Source organism: Bradyrhizobium sp. UBA2491, assembly GCF_002341725.1.
GTDB lineage: Bacteria > Pseudomonadota > Alphaproteobacteria > Rhizobiales > Xanthobacteraceae > Bradyrhizobium.
On record NZ_DDOP01000039.1, the window covers coordinates 208499 to 227736 of the forward strand.

The following is a 19238-nucleotide window of genomic DNA, read 5'->3' on the forward strand; positions in this document are numbered from 1 at the left end:
TGCCGGCCGGAACCGGCGGCCTGGCGGCCGGACGGCCGGGGATGAAACCGGCATTCCGCCCGGGCCTTCGATTTGTTGAATCCGGCCCTTGCCGCCCCTCTGTTCCCGGCCGTTCCAACGAGATTCGTATTGAACGCTTGGGCTTAGGCAAATTTTAAACCGGTGGGCGTAGTTTACCTCCTGCGAGTTCAGTGGTTGAGAGTTTGTGAGTACGCCATGACAGAACCCCATCGCCCGAGGGTAAAATACGTCATCGGGCCTGACGGCAGCCCGTTAACGATTGCGGACCTGCCGGCCCCCGGTACCAAGCGGTGGGTCATCCGCCGCAAGGCCGAAGTCGTCGCTGCGGTCCGCGGCGGCCTGCTCTCCCTTGAGGAGGCCTGCAGCCGCTACACTTTGACCGTCGATGAATTCCTTTCCTGGCAGTTCTCGATCGACCAGCATGGTCTGGCCGGGCTGCGCACCACACGGATCCAGCAGTACCGGCAGTAAGTTTCGCCTTAATGGTGCATTTGATGAAAACCGGCTTCGCCTTGCGAAGCCGGTTTTTTTCATGTCCGCGTTTTTGCCGCGGTTCTTAACCTTCGTTAACCATATCGAAACCATACCCTAGGCAATATTTGCCCAGTCGGACCCGCGTGGGCCGAATCCCTGGGGGCCGTTGGTGCAAAGTCTGGTTGCTTTCCTGAGAGGTCTTGGTGCGGCCCGTCTCGTGGCCATGGTTGCGGTCACCGCAGCGCTGATCGGTTTCTTCGCCTTCGTCATCATGCGCGTCACCACGCCGCAGATGACCACCCTGTTCACCGATCTGTCGACCGAGGATTCCTCCGCCATCATCAAGGAGCTGGAGCGCCAGGCGATTCCGTTCGAGCTGCGCAATGACGGCGCGGCGATCATGGTGCCGAAGGACAAGGTGACGCGGCTCAGGATGAAGCTCGCCGAGGGCGGCATGCCCAAGGGCGGCGGCGTCGGCTACGAGATCTTCGACAAATCGGACGCGCTGGGCACCACAAGCTTCGTCCAGAACATCAATCATCTGCGCGCGCTGGAGGGCGAGCTCGCCCGCACCATCCGCGCCATCGACCGCGTCCAGGCCGCGCGGGTCCACCTCGTGCTGCCGGAAAAGCCGCTGTTCTCGCGCGAGACGCCGGAGCCTTCGGCCTCGATCGTGCTCAGGGTGCGCGGTTCGCTGGAGCCGCAGCAGATCCGCGCGATCCGCCACGTGGTCGCCTCCGCCGTCAATGGACTGAAGCCGACCCGGGTCTCGATCGTCGACGAAGCCGGCCAGCTGTTGGCAGACGGCGCCCAATCGGATGCCGATGCCGCGGTTGGCGACGAGCGTCGCGCCGCGTTCGAGAAGCGGATGCGCAAGCAGGTCGAGGACATCGTCTCCTCGGTGGTCGGCGCCGGCCGCGCCCGGGTCCAGCTCTCGGCCGACTTCGATTACAACAAGATCACCCAGACCTCGGACAAGTTCGACCCCGAAGGCCGCGTGCTGCGCTCGACCCAGACCCGCGAAGAAAGCAGCCTCACCGCCGACAATTCCGGCCAGGTCACCGTCAACAACGAGCTGCCGGGCAACCAGAACCAGGACAACGCCGCCCGTGCCCGCGACCAGAGCAAGAAGAGCGAGGAAACCAACAATTACGAGATTTCCCGCACCACCAAGACCGAGGTGACCGAAGCCGGTCGCGTCAACCGCATCTCGGTCGCGGTGCTGGTCGACGGCAGCTACGCCAAGAACGACAAGGGCGAGCTGGTCTACCAGGACCGCACCAAGGATCAGCTCGACCGCATCGCAGCCCTGGTCCGCTCCGCAATCGGCTTCGACCAGAAGCGCGGCGACCAGGTCGAGGTCGTCAACCTGCGCTTCGCCGAGCCGCCCGCGACGCAGCCGATCGCCGAACCGACCGGCCTGCTCGGCATGCTGCAATTCACCAAGGATGACGTGATGTACGTCATCGAGCTCGGTGTCATGATGATGCTGGGCCTGGTCGTGCTGTTCATGGTGGTCCGCCCGCTGGTCAAGCGCATCGTCGCCGCCGACGTGGTCCCGGCGCTGGCCGGTGCCGGCGCGCCCGCGATGGCGGAAGCGAGCGCAGAAAGCACCGGCGCGACCGGGCAGGCCTTGATCCCGAGCAGCAACGGCGCAGCGCAACTGATCGACGTCGCCCAGATCCAGGGCCAGGTCCATGCCCAGGCCGTGCATCGGGTCGGCGAGCTCGCCGAGCGCAATCCGAACGAAACCGTCTCCATTGTCCGTCAATGGCTGAGCGAGCCTGCAGAGAGCTGACATGGCAGCAGTACCGCAGACCACCAACGCCAACGACATCGCCACCGTCCTCTCGACGCTGGCGACCCGGCAGCACGCGCGCCCCAAGGCCAAGCCGCTGCCCGGCCCGAAGCGCGCCGCGATCCTGATGCTCGCGCTCGGCGAACAGTATGGCGGCAAGATCTGGTCGATGCTCGACGACGAGGAGGTCCGCGAGCTGTCGGTCCACATGTCGACGCTCGGCACCGTCGAGGCCGACGTGGTCGAGGATCTGATGCTGGAATTCGTCTCGCGGATGTCGGCCTCCGGCGCGCTGATGGGCAATTTCGACGCCACCGAACGGCTGCTGCAACAGTACCTGCCGGCCGAGCGGGTCACCGGCATCATGGACGAGATCCGCGGCCCCGCCGGCCGCAACATGTGGGAGAAGCTCTCCAACGTGCAGGAAGAGGTGCTCGCCAACTACCTCAAGAACGAGTACCCGCAGACCATCGCCGTGGTGCTGTCGAAGCTGAAGCCGGAGCATGCCGCCCGCGTGCTGGCGATCCTGCCCGAGGACATCGCCCTCGACGTGGTCGGCCGCATGCTGCGCATGGAGGCGGTGCAAAAGGAAGTCATCGAGCGGGTCGAGCAGACGCTGCGCACCGAGTTCATGTCGAACCTGTCGCAGACCCGCCGCCGCGACGCCCATGAGGTGATGGCCGAGATCTTCAACAATTTCGACCGCCAGACCGAGACCCGCTTCATCACCTCGCTGGAGGAAGAGAACCGCGAATCAGCCGAGCGCATCAAGGCGCTGATGTTCACCTTCGACGACCTGATCAAGCTGGATTCCGCCTCGGCGCAGACGTTGATGCGCAACATCGACAAGGACAAGCTCGGCGTGGCGCTGAAGAGCGCCAACGAGGAGGTGCGCAGCTTCTTCCTCGGCAACATGTCCTCGCGCGCCGGCAAAATGCTGATGGACGACATGGCCGCGATGGGCCCGGTGCGGCTGCGCGACGTCGACGAGGCGCAGGCGCTGCTGGTCAACCTCGCCAAGGACCTCGCCGCCCGTGGCGAGATCACGCTGACCAAGAACCGCGCCGACGACGAGCTGGTGTACTGATGGCCGCCCCCGCAAAATTCCTGTTCGACACGGATTTCTCGGCGCCGGACCGCTCGCGGGAACGCGCGCCGACGCCGGCCGAGGTCGCCCAGAAAGTGGCCGATGCCGAGGCACGGGCCTACCGCGCCGGCTACGAGGCCGCGTTGCGCGAGGCCAAGGTCGAGAGCGACCGCCGCGCCGCGCAGGCGCTGGAGGAGATCGGTACCGCGATCAAGGGCATCGCCGCGCGCTTTGCCGGCATCGAGACCCGGATGGAGACCGAGGCTGTCGACGTCGCGGTCGCGGTCGCCCGCAAGCTGTGCTCCGAACTGATCGCGCGCGAGCCGCTCGGCGAGATTACCGCGCTGGTCTCCGACTGCTTCTCGCATCTGGTGGCGACGCCGCACCTGGTGGTCCGCATCAATGACGCGCTCTACGAGGCGGCGCACGACAATATCGAGCGGATGGCGGCGCATTCCGGCTTCCAGGGCCGGCTGGTGATCCTGGCCGAGCCGACCATTGCAACCGGCGACTGCCGGATCGAATGGGCTGACGGCGGCGTGGTGCTGGAACGCGCGGCGATCGAAGGCAAGATCAACGAACTCGTCGGGCGCTATCTGGCGTCCCGCGACCAGGCCGGCTGAAGGCGATTGAGGGCTGAACCATGAGCGACACCAACGTCCCGCTTCCCGATCTCAACTCCGCCGACGCGCCGGGGATCGACGACATCGGCTACAACGAGGACGAACATGCCGCGCGCATCGCGGCCGATCTCGAGGCCGTGTTCGACGTGCCGGTGCAGGTCTCGGCGGTGCTCGGCCGCTCCAAGATGGACGTCGGCGACCTCTTGAAGCTCGGGCCGGGCACCGTGCTCGAGCTCGACCGCCGCGTCGGCGAGGCGATCGACATCTACGTCAACAACCGCCTGGTGGCGCGTGGCGAAGTGGTGCTGGTGGAAGACAAGCTCGGCGTGACCATGACCGAAATCATCAAGGCAGAGCGCTCTTAACAATCTAGCGGTAGCGCGCGGAACCTGCGCGACCAGACGAACAGGAGATCATCATGCGGCTTCTCATCGTTGGCACCCTGAAGGGCCAGCTCACGACCGCGACCAAGATCGCGATGGACAACGGCGCCACGGTGACCCACGCCGAGGCGGCCGAACAGGCGATGGGTGTGCTGCGCGGCGGCAAGGGTGCGGACCTGCTGCTGGTCGATGTCGGCCTCGACATCCGCGATCTGGTGATGCGGCTCGAGGCCGAGCACATCCACGTGCCGATCGTCGCCTGCGGCATCTCCAACGATGCCCGCGCCGCGGTCGCCGCGATCCACGCCGGCGCCAAGGAATACATCCCGCTGCCGCCCGATCCGGAATTGATCGCGGCCGTGCTCGGCGCGGTCGCCAACGACGCGCGCGACCTGATCTGGCGCGACGAGGCGATGGGCCGGGTGATCAAGCTCGCGCAGCAGATCGCGGGCTCGGAGGCCTCGGTCATGATCACCGGCGAGTCCGGCACTGGCAAGGAGGTGCTGGCGCGCTATGTCCACTCTCGCTCGGGCCGCGCCAAGCGGCCGTTCATCTCGATCAACTGCGCGGCGATCCCCGAGCACCTGCTGGAATCCGAACTGTTCGGCCATGAGAAGGGCGCCTTCACCGGCGCGGTGGCGCGCCGCATCGGCAAGTTCGAGGAAGCCACCGGCGGCACGCTGCTGCTCGACGAAATCTCCGAGATGGACGTGCGCCTTCAATCCAAATTGCTGCGCGCAATCCAGGAACGCGTGATCGACCGCGTCGGCGGCACCAAGCCGGTCCCGGTCGACATCCGCATCATCGCGACCTCGAACCGCAACCTGTCGGAGGCGGTGCGCGAGGGCAGCTTCCGCGAGGACCTGCTGTTCCGCCTCAACGTCGTCAATTTGAAGATTCCGCCGCTGCGCGACCGTCCGGCCGACATCCTCGAACTGGCGCAGCACTTCGCCAAGAAATATGCCGAGGCCAACGGCCTGCCGGTGCGCCCGATCTCGACCGAAGCCCGTCAGATCCTGACCGCGAACCGCTGGCAGGGCAACGTGCGCGAGCTCGAGAACACCATCCATCGCTCGGTGCTGATGGCCCAGGGCGACGAGATCGGTCCCGAGGCGATCCTGACCCCGGATGGCGACCGCCTCGACCTCGCCAAGACCGCGCCCGCGGTCGCGCACGCCACGCTCGCCGCCGAGCAGGTCACCCGCGCGCTGGTCGGCCGCACCGTCGCCGACGTCGAACGCGACCTGATCCTGGAAACGCTGAAGCACTGCCTCGGCAACCGCACCCATGCCGCGAATATCCTGGGCATCTCGATCCGCACGCTGCGCAACAAGCTGAACGAATATGCCGACGGCGGCATCCCGATCACCCCGGCCGGCAATGGCGGCGGCGACTATCAGCGGCTGGCGACGGCCGGCTGAACCACGAGAGGCGGGAGGAACTGGCCCCGCCGCTTGCCGCGCGTCACGAATAGCTGGGCGCGTCGGGCTTGCGGAAGATCCGGATCGGATCACCCGGCGTGACGTCGCGGCCGCTGAACGTCGCATACGCATAGAGCGCCAGATACGCGACCGCGATCGCGCCGACGAGATAGAACAGCCAGGTCCCCACGCGCTTCATCGAACCGTCACGTCTCCCAGACACCGGCGGCTTTTAGTCCGCAGCCCGGCAAAACGCTAGCTCGACGACTCCGAGCCCGTCAGTTAGCGCGGGCCGCTTGCGTGGACGTGACGCGACGGCAGGCTGACCTCGGCGAGCCGCGCGGCATCCTCCTCGCGGTCAATCGCGACATATTCGCCGTGCCAATAGGCCAGCGCGGCGGTGCGCTCCGAGGCGATCACGTCGAGCACGCGGCCGATGACGATCGCATGCGAATGCCGTTCGATGACCTCCTCGACCTCGCAGTCGACAGCGGCCAGCGCCCCGACCAGCAGCGGTACACCGGTGGCGCGCGTCGTCCATTCGGCGCCGGTGAAGCGGTCGGCACCCTTCACTCCGCCCTTGCCGGTGAATCGCTCGGCGATGTCGAGCTGATCCGCGGTCAGGATGTTGACGCCGAACGCGCCATGGCGGGCGATCAGCGGCCATGAGGAGGCGGCACGGTTGATGCTGACGATCAGCGACGGCGGCTCGACTGACAGCGATGACACCGAGGTCACCGTCATCCCCGAGATGTCCTTGCCCCGGCCGGCCGTGATGATGCTGACGCCACCGGTGAGATGGCGCATCGCGCCGCGGAAATCGGCGGCCGTAACCGCTGATGCGATCGAAACGTTGCGGACGACGGAGTTCATGACGGCCTCACAGATCGGATGTGTCTTCGCTGCCTTCCAGCAGATGCTTCAGGATCTCGCCTTCCAGCGCGGCGAGCTCGGCCGACCCGCGCCGGCGCGGCCGCGGCAGGTCGATCGTGACGTCCTGCGCGATGCGGCCATCCTCGATGACCAGCACGCGGTCGGCGAGCGCGACGGCCTCGGCGACGTCGTGCGTCACCAGGATCGCGGTAAAGCCCTGGTCGCGCCAGACCCGCTCCAGCAATTGCTGCATCGAGATCCGGGTCAATGCATCGAGCGCGCCGAGCGGCTCGTCGAACGCCAGCACGCGCGGCTGGCTGACCAGCGCCCGCGCCAGCGCAACGCGCTGCTTCTGGCCGCCCGAGAGCACCGACGGCCACTGGCTGCGCTTGTCGCCGAGGCCGACCTCGACCAGCGCCCGTTCGGCGCGCGCCTGCGCATCCGTCGAGGAACGCTCGCGCCCCAGACCGACCTCGACATTGGAGAGCACTCGCGCCCAGGGCAACAGCCGCGGCTCCTGGAACATGACGCGGACATCCTGCGCCCGCGGCTGTTCGCCGAAAGCGATAGTCCCCGCGGTCGGCGCATCGAGGCCCGCGACCAGGCGCAGCAGCGTGCTCTTGCCGCAGCCGCTGCGGCCGACGATCGCCACGAACTGGCCGGCCGGGATGTGCAGGTCGATGCCGCGCAACACCTCATTGTCGCCGAACGCCTTGCGCAGGCCGCGGATGGTCAGCGACAGCCCACGGGTCGCGGCGTCCGGTCCTCGGCGCAGCTGCCGCGCCTGCACGACGATGTCGGCACGATCGACCGGCTCGGCGTCCACCGCCTGGAAACGAAGCGCTTCTTGCATTCTCATTCTCACTTGTTCTGGAAGGCGGGGTGCCATGACAGGGTCAGCCGCTCCAGCGCCCGGGAGGCGCTGTCGGCAAGCTTGCCGAGCAGGGCGTAGATCAGGATCGAGAGCACGACGACATCGATCAGCATGAACTCGCGCGCCTGCATCGCCATGTAGCCGAGGCCCGACGAGGCCGCGATGGTTTCGGCGACGATCAAGGTCAGCCACATGATGCCGAGCGCAAAGCGCAGGCCGACGAAGATCGAAGGCAGTGCGCCCGGGAAGATCACCCGGCGGAACAGCTCGCCATCGGTCATGCCGTAGATCCGGCCCATCTCGATCAGTTGCGGGTCGACGGTGCGGATGCCGTGCAGCGTGTTGAGATAGATCGGGAAGAACACGCCGAGCGCAACCAAAAACAGCTTGGCCGACTCGTCGATCCCGAACCAGAGGATGACGAGCGGGATCAGCGCCAGATGCGGGATGTTGCGCACCATCTGCAACGTGGTGTCGGTGAGCTTGGCCGAGAGCTGCGACAGGCCGTTGGCGAGACCGAAGGCGAAGCCGATGCCGCCGCCGATCAGGAAGCCGATCGAGGCGCGCCAGAAGCTGACCCAGATGTTGCGGACCAGCTCACCGGACAGCAGAAGTTTCCATCCCGCCAGCGCGACGTCAGTCGGCGCCGGAAGTACGCGCGAGGGAACAAAACCGGTGACGCAGGCAAGCTGCCAGATCAGCACGATCGCGAGCGGCACGATCCAGGGGATCAGTCCATCGACCTTCGGCAATTTGGGCGCGCCGACGCGCGGGAGTGAATCGATCAAGCTCATGATTGCGATGCCTGTTTCTGCGGCCGATATTCATTGCCGATGGTCTCGCCAAACGGCCCGGTGTTGACCCGGATCGGCGTTACGTTGTTACCGTGTCCGAGCGACAACAGCGGGAATACCAGCTCGGCGAAGCGATAGGCTTCCTCGAGATGCGGGTACCCCGACATGATGAAGGTATCGACGCCGATGTCCTGATACTCCTTGATCCGCGCAGCGACCGTCTCGGGATCGCCGACCAGCGCGGTGCCGGCCCCGCCACGCACCAGGCCGACGCCGGCCCACAGGTTCGGGCTGATCTCGAGTTTGTCGCGCCGGCCGCCATGCAGCTGCGCCATGCGCTGCTGACCGACCGAATCCATCCGCGAGAAGATCTTCTGCGCGGTGGCGATGGTGTCGTCGGTGACATGCTGGATCAGTTCGTCGGCGGCGCGCCACGCCTCGGCATTGGTCTCGCGCACGATCACATGCAGGCGGATGCCGAACGACAGCTTGCGGCCCCGCTTCTCTGCGACCGCCCTCACCCGTGCGATCTTCTCGGCGACTTGCGCCGGCGGCTCGCCCCAGGTCAGGTATTTGTCGACGGTATCGACCGCGACGTCGATGCCGGCATCCGACGAACCGCCGAAATACAGCGGCGGCCGCGGCGACTGCACCGGATTGAACAGCAAGCGGCCGTCCTCGATCCGGATGTGCTGGCCCTCGACATTGACCGTCTTGCCCGCGAGCAGATCACTGTAGACGTTGAGGAACTCGCGGGTCACCGCGTAGCGCTCGTCATGATTTAGGAAGATACCGTCGCCCTTGTTCTCGATCGGATCGCCGCCGGTGACGACGTTGATCAGGAGGCGGCCGTTCGACAGCCGGTCCAGGGTCGCGGTCATGCGCGCAGCGACGCTCGGCGATTGCAGGCCGGGCCTGACCGCCACGAGATAGCGCAGCCGCTCGGTCCAGGGCGCGACGGCCGACGCCACGACCCAGGAGTCTTCGCAGCTCCGCCCGGTCGGCAGCAGCACGCCGTAATAGCCGAGCTGGTCGGCGGCCTGCGCGATCTGGCGCAGATAGTTGAAATTCACCTCGCGGCCGCCGATCGACGTGCCGAGATAACGGCTGTCGCCATGGGTCGGCAGGAACCAGAGGATGTTGGCGTTGGTCGGGGTGCTCACGTGCCTGGCCTCCATGCGACGTCGGAAATCTTGATTTGTTTGGGGATCAGGCCGAGCGCGAAGAACGTGTCGGCGACCTGTTGCTGATCGGCGATGACGGCATCGGTGACCGGCTTGATGCCGTAGGCCTGCCGCTTCAGCGCGACCTCGACCACCGGCACCGACAGGCCAATGCTCGGCGCCAGCTGTTCGGCGACGGCGTGGATATCGTTCTTGGCCCAGTCATCGACCTCGCTGAGCTGCGCCACCACGAGCTGGACGATCTTTGGATCGGCTTGCAGGAATCTCTTCGAGGCGAAGTAGAACTGGTAGTTGGCGACGACACCGGTGCCGTCCGCGACGGTGCGCGCGCCGGTGGCGGCCTCGGCCGCTGCCTGGAACGGATCCCAGATCACCCAGGCATCGACCGAACCGCGCTCGAACGCCGCGCGCGCGTCGGCCGGCGCCAGGAATACCGGCTCGATCTCGGAATATTTGACGCCGGCTTTCTCCAGCGCCTTCACCAGGAGATAGTGGACGTTGGAGCCCTTGTTGAGCGCGACCTTCTTGCCCTTGAGGTCGGCGACCGATTTGATCGGGCTGTCCTTCGGCACCAGGATCGCCTCGCCCTTCGGCGCCGGCGGCTCATAGGCGACATACTGGATCGGCGCGCCGGCGGCCTGCGCGAAGATCGGCGGCGCCTCGCCGGTGTTGCCGAAATCGATCGCGCCGACGTTGAGTGCTTCGAGCAGCGGTGGCCCGGACGGAAACTCGGTCCACACCACCTTGGTGCCGACCGCCTTCAACTTCTCCTCGAGCGAACCCTTGCTCTTCAGCAGCACCAGCTTGCCGTATTTCTGGTAGCCGATGCGGACCACATTCTCCTCGCCGTAGGACGCGCTGACGGTGGCGGCAACGATGCTGACCGACAGCACTGCGCGGGCGACCCAGCGCCGGAACAAACGCGTCATGAGAAATCCTTCTGCATTGAAATGACCAAATGCGCGCCGATCAGGTCTGGGTGTTGCGCCAGACGATGTCGCGGATCGCGATCTGCTTCGGGATCAAGCCGAGCTTGAAGAAGCGGTCGGCGACGCCTTGCTGGGTCGCGATGACGTCGTCGGTCACGGGGCCCACCGAGAAGCCGGCGCGCCGCGCCGCGATGGTCTGGATATCGAGCGGCACGCCTGTGACGGCGGCCAGCGATCTCGCGACCTCGTCCGGGTGCGCCTGCGCCCACGCCGCCGTTGACGTCGTGACATCGACGACCTGCTGCAGGAGAGCGCCACGCTTGGTCGCAAAGTCGCGGTTCGCGATGTAGAACGCGTTGGTCTTGGTAACCTCGCTGGTGTTGATCAGAATGCGGCCATTCTGCTTGGTTTCGGCGATCGCGAAATACGGATCCCAGATCGCCCAGGCATCGATGCCGCCATTGGCGAAGGCCGGGCCAGCATCCGGCGGCGTCAGATAGACCGGCGTGATGTCGTCATAGGTCAGCCCGGCCTTCTCTAGGGTCTGGATCACGACGTTATGCGCGCTGGATCCCTTGGTGAAGCCGACACGTTTGCCCTTGAGGTCGGCAATGGTCCTGATCGCCGAATTCTGCGGCACCAGGATGCCCGAGCCATTGATGATGGGCTGGGCCGCGGCATAGACGATGGCCGCCCCTGCGGCCTGCGCGAAGATCGGCGGGGAATCGCCGACCGCGCCGTAATCGACACTGCCGACATTCATCGCCTCCATCATCGGCGGGCCCGAGGAGAACTCGACCCATTTCACGCTGATGCCCTGCGGCTTGAAATGATTTTCCAAGGCTTCGCGCTGCCGCGTGATGACCAGCACGCCGTTCTTCTGGTAGCCGATACGAATTTCCTTCGTGTCCGCCTGCGCCTGCGCGCCCGGCGACAGCGCGACCGATGCGGCTGTGGCGAGCGACAGCTGGAGGAACTCACGACGCTTCATTCCAAAAATCTCCTGACGACCAAGCGCGCTAGCGGTCGCGCGATCATGCGATGTCAGGATGATGGGGCGCGCGAATGAAGCTGTCGAGCACCGCCCAAAAATAGCGATGCCTGCACTTCGGTGCAGGCATCGCGCGTGCCGTTTCTTTTAAAGCGCCGACAGGGCGTAGCGAATTATTTTCCTCACGGAAACGCGAGGTCGCTGCACATCGATTGATCAACCCGCGGCGGCGGCTTTCGACCCGACGTTGACCGCGAGTTTGCCGTAGCGGTCCGAGAACGCCTGGGTGTCGATCTCCTCGAGCTGGATCGAGCCGTCGAGCACGCCCTTCTTCCAGGCATCGTGCTCGGGATCGTGCTGGAACTCCGGCATCACTTCCTTGCCGAACAATTCGAGCGACTCGCAGATATGCTCATGCGTGTTCTTGCCGGCTTGATTGAGCAGGATCACCTGATCGATATGCGAGGCGCGGAAGCGCCGCAGCTTCTTGCGCAGTGTCTCCGGCGAGCCGATCAGGCCGCCGCGCAACGCGGCCTCCTGCGCCTCCGGATTCTCGCGCTTCCACTTGTTGTACTCGTCCCACATGTTGACGGTGCCGGGCGCCGGCCGCTGCCGGTTCTGCGCCTGGCCGTAATAGCGCAGCGCGAACTGGAAGAAGGTCGCGCCGTCGGCGCGCTTGCGCGCCTCCTCGTCCGTCTCCGCGCACATGAAGAACGAGACCAGCGCCATGTTGGGATTGATCTCGTAGTCGGCGAGCTTCTTCAGCCGCTTGGTGATCGCGTTGTAATAGGCGTGCACCCAGGCGTGCGCCGCCTCGGCGCTGACGAACTGGAAGCCGAGCGCGCCGAAGCCGTTCTGTCCGGCGCGTTCGATGGTCGGCAGTTGCGAGCAGGCCATCCAGAGCGGCGGATGCGGCTTCTGCACCGGCTTCGGCACGACGTTGCGCAACGGGATGTCGAAATATTTGCCGTGGTGCTCGGTGCCGACCTTGGTGAACATCGGGAAGATCGCCTCGACTGCTTCCTCGAACACCTCGCGCTTGGTCTCCATGTCGCGCCCGAACGGCGTGAGCTCGGTGATCGAGGCGCTCTCGCCCATGCCGAATTCGCAGCGGCCGTTGCTCAGGAGATCGAGCACCGCGACCCGCTCGGCGACGCGCGCCGGATGATTGGTGGTGAGCTGGAAGATGCCGTGGCCGAGCCGGATGTTCCTGGTGCGCTGGCTCGCGGCAGCGAGGAAGGATTCCGGCGCCGGCGAGTGCGAATATTCCTCGAGGAAATGATGCTCGACGACCCAGGCATAGTCGTAGTTGAGTCGGTCGGCGGTCTCCAATTGGGTCAGCGCATTCTGGTAGAGGCGGAGCTCGTCGCCGTCGTTCCAGGGGCGCGGCAGTTGCAGCTCGTAAAAGATGCCGAATTTCATGGCGTCACTCCCAAGGTCGGGTCCCACCTAGGGTGGCCCGGCCATTTGTTGTTTTCAGGCAGTCTAGTGCTGGCTCGAACCAAGTCTAGCCTCAGGGACGAAACGCCAATTCCGCGCAGCGGAAGCCGGCTTGATCGGAACGCACGAATGGTTAGCTTGTAACAAGCTGAGTCGCGGCGTTATTGATCGCGCGCTCACCCTTCCGAAAGCTCATGACCACCTTTACGCCGCATCAGGATTCTGCGCTGAAAGCCGTCGCCGACTGGTTGAAAGCCAAGCCAGGCCAGAACGGGACACCGCCGGTGTTCCGACTGTTCGGCTATGCCGGAACCGGCAAGACCACGCTCGCCCAGCATATCGCCGAGGGCGTCGACGGCGAGGTGAAATTCGCCGCCTTCACCGGCAAGGCGGCGCTTGTCATGCGCAACAAGGGTTGCGACAGCGCGTCCACGATCCACTCACTGATCTACCGCGCCCGCGAGTCCGGCGTCGAGCAGCCGAGCTTCGAGCTCTGGGACGACGCCCCCGCATCCAAGGCCAAGCTGATCGTGATCGACGAATGCTCGATGGTCGATGCCGAGCTTGGCCGCGATCTGATGTCGTTCGATTGCCCGCTGCTGGTGCTCGGCGATCCCGCGCAATTGCCGCCGATCCAGGGCGGCGGCTTCTTCACCGACGCCGAGCCGGACGCGATGCTGACCGAGGTGCATCGCCAGGCGCAGGACGATCCGATCGTGCGGATGTCGATGGATATCCGCGAGGGCCGCGAGCTCGAGATCGGCCGCCACGGCGAGAGCGAGGTGGTGTCGCGCAAGGAGCTCGATCCAGACCGCGTGATGAGCGCCGACCAGGTGCTGGTCGGCCGCAACAACACCCGCCGCGCCTACAACATGCGGGTGCGGCAGCGGCTGAACATCGAGGATCCGCTGCCGGTCGCCGGCGACAAGCTGGTCTGCCTGCGCAACAACCGCAAGAAGGGCCTGTTCAATGGCGGGCTGTGGCGGGTCAAGGCACGCGCGCAGTCGAAATCCAAGATCATCACCATGCGCGTGATGCCGGACGAGGATTTCGGCTACAAGGTCACCAAGGTCTCGGTGCGCGGCGAATGCTTCGACGGCGGCGTCGAGGGCGTGCCATGGGAGCAGCGCAAGCCCTATGACGAGTTCGACTTCGGCTATGTGCTGACCGTGCACAAATCGCAGGGTTCGCAATGGGACGACGTCGTGCTGTTCGACGAGAGCTTTGCGTTCCAGGACTCGCGCGCGAGGTGGCTTTACACGGGCATCACGCGGGCGGCGAAGCGGCTGAGCGTGGTGGTGTGACGGTCCCGCAGGCGCCGACGTCATCCTGACAGGTGAGTCTGTGACACCAACATTCGGCGTCGCCCTGGCGAAAGCCAGGACGACATGCGTGGAGGGGCCGCGGACAAAAATCCATCACCGTCATCCCTGAACTTCGCTGATTTCCCTCACGAAACCGTGTGGCCCGCGCCGTAACAAAACGGCCCCTCGCCCGTATTTTGAAGCGTCGGAGCAGCCCGGTCCGATTTGCCAATGCCGGCGCCCGCTCTAAACTGGCCCCCGATCCCACGAGGAACCCATGCCCAAGAGCTCCCTCAGCCGCCTCTCGCTTTGCGCTGCCGCGATTAGCGCGCTGGCCGTTGCCGCTTTTGCAGTCGCGCCCTCGCTTGCCGCCGAGGACGCCGTGATCATCCCGCCGCCGGCCGCAAGCGCGCCGGAGACTGGCATCAAGACCGCGGTGTTGGCCGGTGGCTGCTTCTGGGGCGTGCAGGGCGTGTTCCAGCACACCGCCGGTGTCGTCAGCGCGGTGTCCGGCTACTCCGGCGGCAGCAAGGCGAATGCCGACTATGAGAAGGTGTCGACCGGCTCCACCGGCCACGCGGAATCGGTCGAGATCAAATACGACCCGCAGAAGATCTCCTACGGCAAGATCCTACAGATCTTCTTCTCCGTCGTGCATGACCCGACCCAGTTGAACCGCCAGGGCCCCGACTCCGGCACGCAATATCGCTCGGCGATCTTCACCACCAGCGACGAGCAGAAGAAGGTGGCGGATGCCTATATCGCCCAGCTCAACGCCGCCAAGGTCTACAAGAGGCCGATCGTCACCAAGGTCGGCGCGCTCGAGGCGTTCTATCCGGCCGAGGGCTACCACCAGGACTACCTGACGCTGCACCCGAACCAACCCTATATCGCGTATAACGACATCCCGAAGGTCGAGAACCTGAAGAAGATCTTCGCGGAGAATTACATCGAGAAGCCGACGCTGGTGAGCAGCACCAAGGTCACCAACTGAGCATCTCGCAAAGGAGGTTGAATGTCCGACACCAAGACTGACGGCAAGGTCCGCAAGAGCGAGGCCGAGTGGCGCCAGGAGTTGACGCCGATGCAGTACGCCGTGCTGCGTGAGAAGGCGACCGAGCGCCCGTTCACCGGCGAATACGAGCACGATCCCCGCAAGGGTACCTATGTCTGCGCCGGCTGCGGACAGACGCTGTTCGAGTCCGACCAGAAGTTCGACTCCGGCTGCGGCTGGCCGAGCTTCTCCAAGCCCGCGGTCGAGAGCCATGTCGACGAGGAGCGCGACATCAGCCACGGCATGATCCGCACCGAAGTGCTGTGCTCGAAATGCGACGGCCATCTCGGCCATGTCTTCAACGACGGCCCTGGCCCGACCGGCCTGCGCTACTGCATCAATTCGGCGGCGCTGAAGCTGAACGAGAAGAAGTAGGCCGTCACCACCCACGCCCCGCGCGACCGCCGACCGGTCGCGCGGGGCTTTATTTTGACCTCCGGGACAAACAACATCCTCGTGATCGACCGCCGGCCTTAACGACTCGCGGGCCGGAATGTGCTTTGCTCGGAACTCGCGGGGCCTTCGGCGTCTCGCCGCGCGGCTGCCGCCTGTTCCGAGGAGGGCGCCATGTCGCTCGGATTGATCCTCATCATCATCCTGCTGGTTATCCTGCTGGGCGGCTATAGCGGCCGGATCCGCGGCTATGGCTATGGCCTCGGCCACTCCGGAATGGGCCTTTTCGGGGTGATTTTGATCGTGGTCGCGATCCTGGCCTGGCTCGACAAGATCTGAGAGCCATAAACCATTGAAATAAATAAGATTATTTGATCCGCTTTCGTGCCATGCGCGGATTCAGCATGTGCCCTGCCGGGGGCGCTTCTGGGGTCGCATTTTTGTCAAAGAGGCCTATATTAGGGACCGAAATGACATGTACGGCGCGCCGCCAAGTAGAGGCCGCCGTCCCCCAAATCCCTTTCGCCACGCTAACTGCCAAGAACACAAGAGGTCGTCGACCATGCGTCCCCTGCGTCCGTTCAACTACAATACGTCTGCCGAACTGTTTCCTGCCGCGATCCGCAAGAAGAAGCGGGCGGGCTTCGCGTACCGCCGTTTCGGCACCGCCGCCGAAGCCGTGCAGTTCGCGATGGAGCAGTTGCCGGCGGATTCGCTGAACGGCGCCTATTTGCAGGTCGAGGAAGCCCGCTTCGACCAGAACGGCATCCGGTCGCTTTATGAGAGCGAAGCCTTCCCGCTGCCGCGCCGTCCGCGCCCCGCCGCCAGCCAGACGGATGCCGACGCCGCATAAGTTCTCTGCTCTTCCCTCAACGAAAAGCCCTCGGCGATTGTCCGGGGGCTTTTGTTTTGTGGGTCAGAATCCGGGCTGCTTGTCGAGCCAGCGCCGCAGCATCCGCACATTGCGGATGTTGGCGCGGAACATGACGTCGAAAGCATCGCCCGCCACCGGCACCATGCCGATCACGCCGTCGACGGCGACATTGGCGAGCATCCGCGCCGTGATGTGCCAGGGCGCGCCCAGCAAACGGGCCTCGCGCACCAGCCACAGCGAGATCGCCGTCGTGATCAGATCGCCGATCACCGGGATCAGGCCGATCAGCCCGTCGATGCCGTAGCGGACATTGGTGCCCGGCACGACGAAGGCGACGTCGAGCAGCCGTGCGATCATCTCCAACCGCTGCAACCGCTGCTCGCGGGTCAGATTGCCGAACGGATTGGCGCTGGAGTTGCGGAAGTCGAAGTGGAAGCTCTCGAAGCCCGGATGCTGCGGGCCATCCGGCAGCTCGCGCCCGTCCTGATCGATGATCTTGCCACGCGCCTGCGCCCCGCCGAAGGGCGGCCGCGATCGCGTGGCATTGGGCGTAAAGACGTCGTCCTCGGGCATGGCCATCACATGGTAACGCAGGCAGGCGGTTCAAGTTGCGTCACATTACCACTGTGTCACGTTCAAGGCCGCATCAGGTGCCGCGCGCGGCCGACGGCGTCAAGCCGAAGCGGCGGCGGAAGCAGCGGTTGAAATAGGACAGATCGTTGAAGCCGCAGTCGAAGGCAATATCGCTGATCCGCCGCTCGGCATCATGGACCAGCAACTTGGCAGCCTTGGCCAGCCGCAATTCGGTCAGCCGCATGGTGAAGCTCGCGCCCGCCTCGTAGAGTAGCTCGTTGACGTAACGCTCCGACAGCCCGGTTGCGGCGGCGAGCTTGTGCGCCGAGAACTCCGGCTCGGTGAAGCGCGCCTCCAGGATCATCAGCAGCGACTTCAGCCTGACCGCGCGCAGGCCGCGGCGCTGCGCAGCGGCCGCGAGATCGCCGCGGGCGCCGAGGCCGAGCGCCACGAGATCCAGCAGATGCGCGGCGATGGCGAAGCCGGCCTCGTCGACCGCATCAGGGGATTGCAGCAGCAGGTCGCTGTAGTCCATCGCCAGCGACAGCGCGCCGCCCGGCGCGAGCTCGCGGCCGACCAGGTCATCGACTCCGCCGACCATGGCGCGCAACGTCGCCATCGGCAGATGGACATTGGTGAAGCGCTTGTGGTGGGCGCCGTCGGCGGTGAAGAACGGCTCGTCCAGCTTGAGCAGCACCATGGCGCCCGGCCGCATCTGGAATTCGCGCCCGCGGTGCGTCACGACAGAAGTGCGGTCGCCGGTGTTGCGCGCCAGGCAATAGCGGTCGTCGTTGGTCGCCAGCACCTGGCGCCGCTCGCGCCGCACGGTGGTGAAGCTGCCGTTGCAGCGGCCGAGCATGGTGGTGCCGATATGGATCGAGTTCATCGTCGCGCGAAACGGCACCGCCGGCGACGGGTCGAGTTCGCCGGTGTTCGAGAAATGCTCGAACAATTCGGCGAAGAACAGGTAGCGCTGCCGCTCGCCGAGGCCGGGCGGCAGCATGTCGGTCGACAGCCTTTTCTTGATGACGGACATCTTGACGACGGACATCGGAAGGGCGGGACCAAATGGCAGGCCTGTAGTCTGACTACCATCAGATGAACCGCCCGTGAAAGCAACTGTGCCCTCGCCGGTCCGTGCACAGCGCCGGACAGTCCAAGTCCGCAATTCTCCGGCGCTTCCCAGTCCAAGACGCGCGAGCCGCGGAGGGCGTACCGATGGCTCTGAGTTCAATCGGCGAGGTGCGGGCCAGGATTGCCTTCGCCGGCAGCTAGAGCCTATCCCGTTCCGATTGAATCGCAACGGGGCTCTAGATTCTTGTTTTGACGCGGTTTCTTCACGCGAACCGGTATCCACTTCGCTCGAAAACGCTCTGGTTACTGACGAATGACTTTTTGCATCAGCAGAGGACGATACTCATGAGCAGATTGATTGCGACGGCCTTGCTTCTCGCCATGCTTGGCAGCGCCGGCGCCATGCCGCTCGCACCGGTCACGACCGCGCAGAATCCCGATGTCGTCACGGTTGCCGGCGGTTGCGGCGGCGGCTGGCATCGCGGCCCCTACGGCGGCTGCCGCCGCAACTTCGCGCAGCCATGGGCGCATGCCTGTCCGCGCGGCTTTCATATCGGCCCGGGCGGGCGCTGCCGCGCCAACGGCACCTAAAGGGATTTGAGCACGAAGACCTTTTCCATCACGCGAGCGGCGGACGGACACGTCCGCCGTTTTCGTTTGCAGCCATCAACGGGTCGGCCAAAGCACTCAATAGACGCCCTTGTTCATGGTCCTGAGCCGCTGTGCCAGCGTCCTCATCACCTTCAGGGCAAAATGCGGCGTCTGGCTGACGAGGAAGAGAAACTGCTTTTCCGAGACTGGGACGAGCTCGACATCCGTGAGCGCCGTGGCGGTCGCACTCCTCGGTTCGTTGTCGATCAACGCCATCTCGCCGAAGATCGTGTCCGGTGCCAGGTCCGCCATGGTCTTGTTGCCGACCTGGATGCGCACATAGCCGCTCTTGATGACAAAGAGCTCGTTGGCTTGCTCGCCCTCGCGAAAGATGATTCCGCCGGCGCGGACCAGCCGGGTTTCGATGCTGTTGCCCGTCAGAAGGCTGAAGCTTGCGTCTGCCACTCGAAATTCCTTTCCCCG

General features: G+C 65.1%; 23 protein-coding genes. 12 read left to right on the top strand and 11 right to left on the bottom strand.

What is annotated here, in order from left to right:
- Positions 1-216 precede the first annotated feature (216 nt).
- The 6 genes from B2W55_RS12210 to B2W55_RS12235 all read left to right on the top strand — a co-directional run bounded on the left by B2W55_RS12210 (position 217) and on the right by B2W55_RS12235 (position 5807).
- Positions 217-492 carry a DUF1153 domain-containing protein gene (locus B2W55_RS12210; protein ID WP_002714638.1) on the top strand — a complete coding sequence of 92 codons (276 nt, stop codon included), beginning with the start codon at positions 217-219 and terminating at the stop codon, positions 490-492.
- A 172-nt stretch (positions 493-664) separates the two neighbouring features.
- Complete coding sequence (fliF, locus tag B2W55_RS12215) at positions 665-2293, top strand: flagellar basal-body MS-ring/collar protein FliF (protein ID WP_024582969.1); 1629 nt, start codon at positions 665-667, stop codon at positions 2291-2293.
- A 1-nt stretch (position 2294) separates the two neighbouring features.
- A complete protein-coding gene (gene fliG / locus B2W55_RS12220) occupies positions 2295-3380 on the top strand; it encodes a flagellar motor switch protein FliG (protein ID WP_024582968.1) in 1086 nt (361 codons plus the stop codon).
- Positions 3380-4003 carry a FliH/SctL family protein gene (locus B2W55_RS12225; RefSeq protein ID WP_024582967.1) on the top strand — a complete coding sequence of 208 codons (624 nt, stop codon included), beginning with the start codon at positions 3380-3382 and terminating at the stop codon, positions 4001-4003. The genes fliG and B2W55_RS12225 overlap by 1 nt, the downstream gene beginning before the upstream one ends.
- A gap of 20 nt (positions 4004-4023) precedes the next feature.
- On the top strand, positions 4024-4368 hold the full coding sequence (gene fliN, locus B2W55_RS12230; RefSeq protein ID WP_024582966.1) for a flagellar motor switch protein FliN: 345 nt from the start codon (positions 4024-4026) through the stop codon (positions 4366-4368).
- A 53-nt stretch (positions 4369-4421) separates the two neighbouring features.
- The gene (locus B2W55_RS12235; RefSeq protein ID WP_024582965.1) at positions 4422-5807 is read left to right on the top strand and encodes a sigma-54 dependent transcriptional regulator; all 1386 of its coding nucleotides are present in this window, start codon (positions 4422-4424) and stop codon (positions 5805-5807) included.
- Positions 5808-5850: 43 nt separating this feature from the next.
- Here B2W55_RS12235 and B2W55_RS12240 read toward each other — a convergent pair whose 3' ends face one another.
- The 8 genes from B2W55_RS12240 to B2W55_RS12275 form a co-directional block, all read right to left on the bottom strand.
- The gene (locus tag B2W55_RS12240) at positions 5851-6006 is read right to left on the bottom strand and encodes a hypothetical protein (RefSeq protein ID WP_024582964.1); all 156 of its coding nucleotides are present in this window, start codon (positions 6004-6006) and stop codon (positions 5851-5853) included.
- Between the two features lie 83 nt (positions 6007-6089).
- The gene (locus B2W55_RS12245) at positions 6090-6680 is read right to left on the bottom strand and encodes a flavin reductase family protein (RefSeq protein WP_024582963.1); all 591 of its coding nucleotides are present in this window, start codon (positions 6678-6680) and stop codon (positions 6090-6092) included.
- Between the two features lie 7 nt (positions 6681-6687).
- Positions 6688-7533, bottom strand: coding sequence for an ATP-binding cassette domain-containing protein (locus tag B2W55_RS12250; RefSeq protein ID WP_024582962.1), 846 nt, complete (start codon positions 7531-7533; stop codon positions 6688-6690).
- A gap of 8 nt (positions 7534-7541) precedes the next feature.
- Positions 7542-8348, bottom strand: coding sequence for an ABC transporter permease subunit (locus B2W55_RS12255; protein ID WP_024582961.1), 807 nt, complete (start codon positions 8346-8348; stop codon positions 7542-7544).
- Positions 8345-9526 (bottom strand): FMNH2-dependent alkanesulfonate monooxygenase, encoded by a 1182-nt coding sequence (ssuD, locus tag B2W55_RS12260; RefSeq protein WP_029879603.1) that lies wholly within the window; start codon positions 9524-9526, stop codon positions 8345-8347. Before ssuD ends, B2W55_RS12255 begins: the two co-directional genes overlap by 4 nt.
- Positions 9508-10461 (bottom strand): sulfonate ABC transporter substrate-binding protein, encoded by a 954-nt coding sequence (locus B2W55_RS12265; protein WP_024582959.1) that lies wholly within the window; start codon positions 10459-10461, stop codon positions 9508-9510. The genes ssuD and B2W55_RS12265 overlap by 19 nt, the downstream gene beginning before the upstream one ends.
- Before the next feature lie 40 nt (positions 10462-10501).
- The gene (locus tag B2W55_RS12270; RefSeq protein WP_024582958.1) at positions 10502-11452 is read right to left on the bottom strand and encodes a sulfonate ABC transporter substrate-binding protein; all 951 of its coding nucleotides are present in this window, start codon (positions 11450-11452) and stop codon (positions 10502-10504) included.
- A gap of 216 nt (positions 11453-11668) precedes the next feature.
- On the bottom strand, positions 11669-12874 hold the full coding sequence (locus B2W55_RS12275; RefSeq protein ID WP_024582957.1) for an LLM class flavin-dependent oxidoreductase: 1206 nt from the start codon (positions 12872-12874) through the stop codon (positions 11669-11671).
- A gap of 212 nt (positions 12875-13086) precedes the next feature.
- On the opposite strand from B2W55_RS12275, the gene B2W55_RS12280 reads away from it, so the two are divergent.
- The 5 genes from B2W55_RS12280 (at position 13087) to B2W55_RS12300 (ending at position 16496) form a co-directional block, all read left to right on the top strand.
- A complete protein-coding gene (locus B2W55_RS12280; protein WP_021076988.1) occupies positions 13087-14196 on the top strand; it encodes an ATP-dependent DNA helicase in 1110 nt (369 codons plus the stop codon).
- 277 nt (positions 14197-14473) lie between these two features.
- The gene (msrA, locus tag B2W55_RS12285; protein WP_024582956.1) at positions 14474-15190 is read left to right on the top strand and encodes a peptide-methionine (S)-S-oxide reductase MsrA; all 717 of its coding nucleotides are present in this window, start codon (positions 14474-14476) and stop codon (positions 15188-15190) included.
- A 21-nt stretch (positions 15191-15211) separates the two neighbouring features.
- A complete protein-coding gene (gene msrB / locus B2W55_RS12290) occupies positions 15212-15625 on the top strand; it encodes a peptide-methionine (R)-S-oxide reductase MsrB (RefSeq protein ID WP_024582955.1) in 414 nt (137 codons plus the stop codon).
- A 192-nt stretch (positions 15626-15817) separates the two neighbouring features.
- Positions 15818-15982 carry a DUF3309 family protein gene (locus B2W55_RS12295; RefSeq protein ID WP_080891097.1) on the top strand — a complete coding sequence of 55 codons (165 nt, stop codon included), beginning with the start codon at positions 15818-15820 and terminating at the stop codon, positions 15980-15982.
- A gap of 223 nt (positions 15983-16205) precedes the next feature.
- Positions 16206-16496, top strand: a complete 291-nt coding sequence (locus tag B2W55_RS12300) for a hypothetical protein (protein WP_016844322.1) — start codon at positions 16206-16208, stop codon at positions 16494-16496.
- A 63-nt stretch (positions 16497-16559) separates the two neighbouring features.
- Here the strand turns inward: B2W55_RS12300 and B2W55_RS12305 are convergent, their stop codons facing one another.
- Both B2W55_RS12305 and B2W55_RS12310 read right to left on the bottom strand, forming a co-directional pair.
- Positions 16560-17096 carry a DUF4112 domain-containing protein gene (locus tag B2W55_RS12305; RefSeq protein ID WP_024582954.1) on the bottom strand — a complete coding sequence of 179 codons (537 nt, stop codon included), beginning with the start codon at positions 17094-17096 and terminating at the stop codon, positions 16560-16562.
- A 67-nt stretch (positions 17097-17163) separates the two neighbouring features.
- Positions 17164-18141, bottom strand: a complete 978-nt coding sequence (locus B2W55_RS12310; RefSeq protein ID WP_244442273.1) for an AraC family transcriptional regulator — start codon at positions 18139-18141, stop codon at positions 17164-17166.
- Between the two features lie 368 nt (positions 18142-18509).
- Here B2W55_RS12310 and B2W55_RS12315 point away from each other — a divergent pair, with 368 nt between their 5' ends.
- A complete protein-coding gene (locus tag B2W55_RS12315; RefSeq protein WP_024582952.1) occupies positions 18510-18755 on the top strand; it encodes a GCG_CRPN prefix-to-repeats domain-containing protein in 246 nt (81 codons plus the stop codon).
- Between the two features lie 96 nt (positions 18756-18851).
- On the opposite strand, the gene B2W55_RS12320 is transcribed toward B2W55_RS12315, so the two are convergent.
- Positions 18852-19220, bottom strand: a complete 369-nt coding sequence (locus B2W55_RS12320) for a Crp/Fnr family transcriptional regulator (protein WP_024582951.1) — start codon at positions 19218-19220, stop codon at positions 18852-18854.
- Positions 19221-19238: the final 18 nt, after the last annotated feature.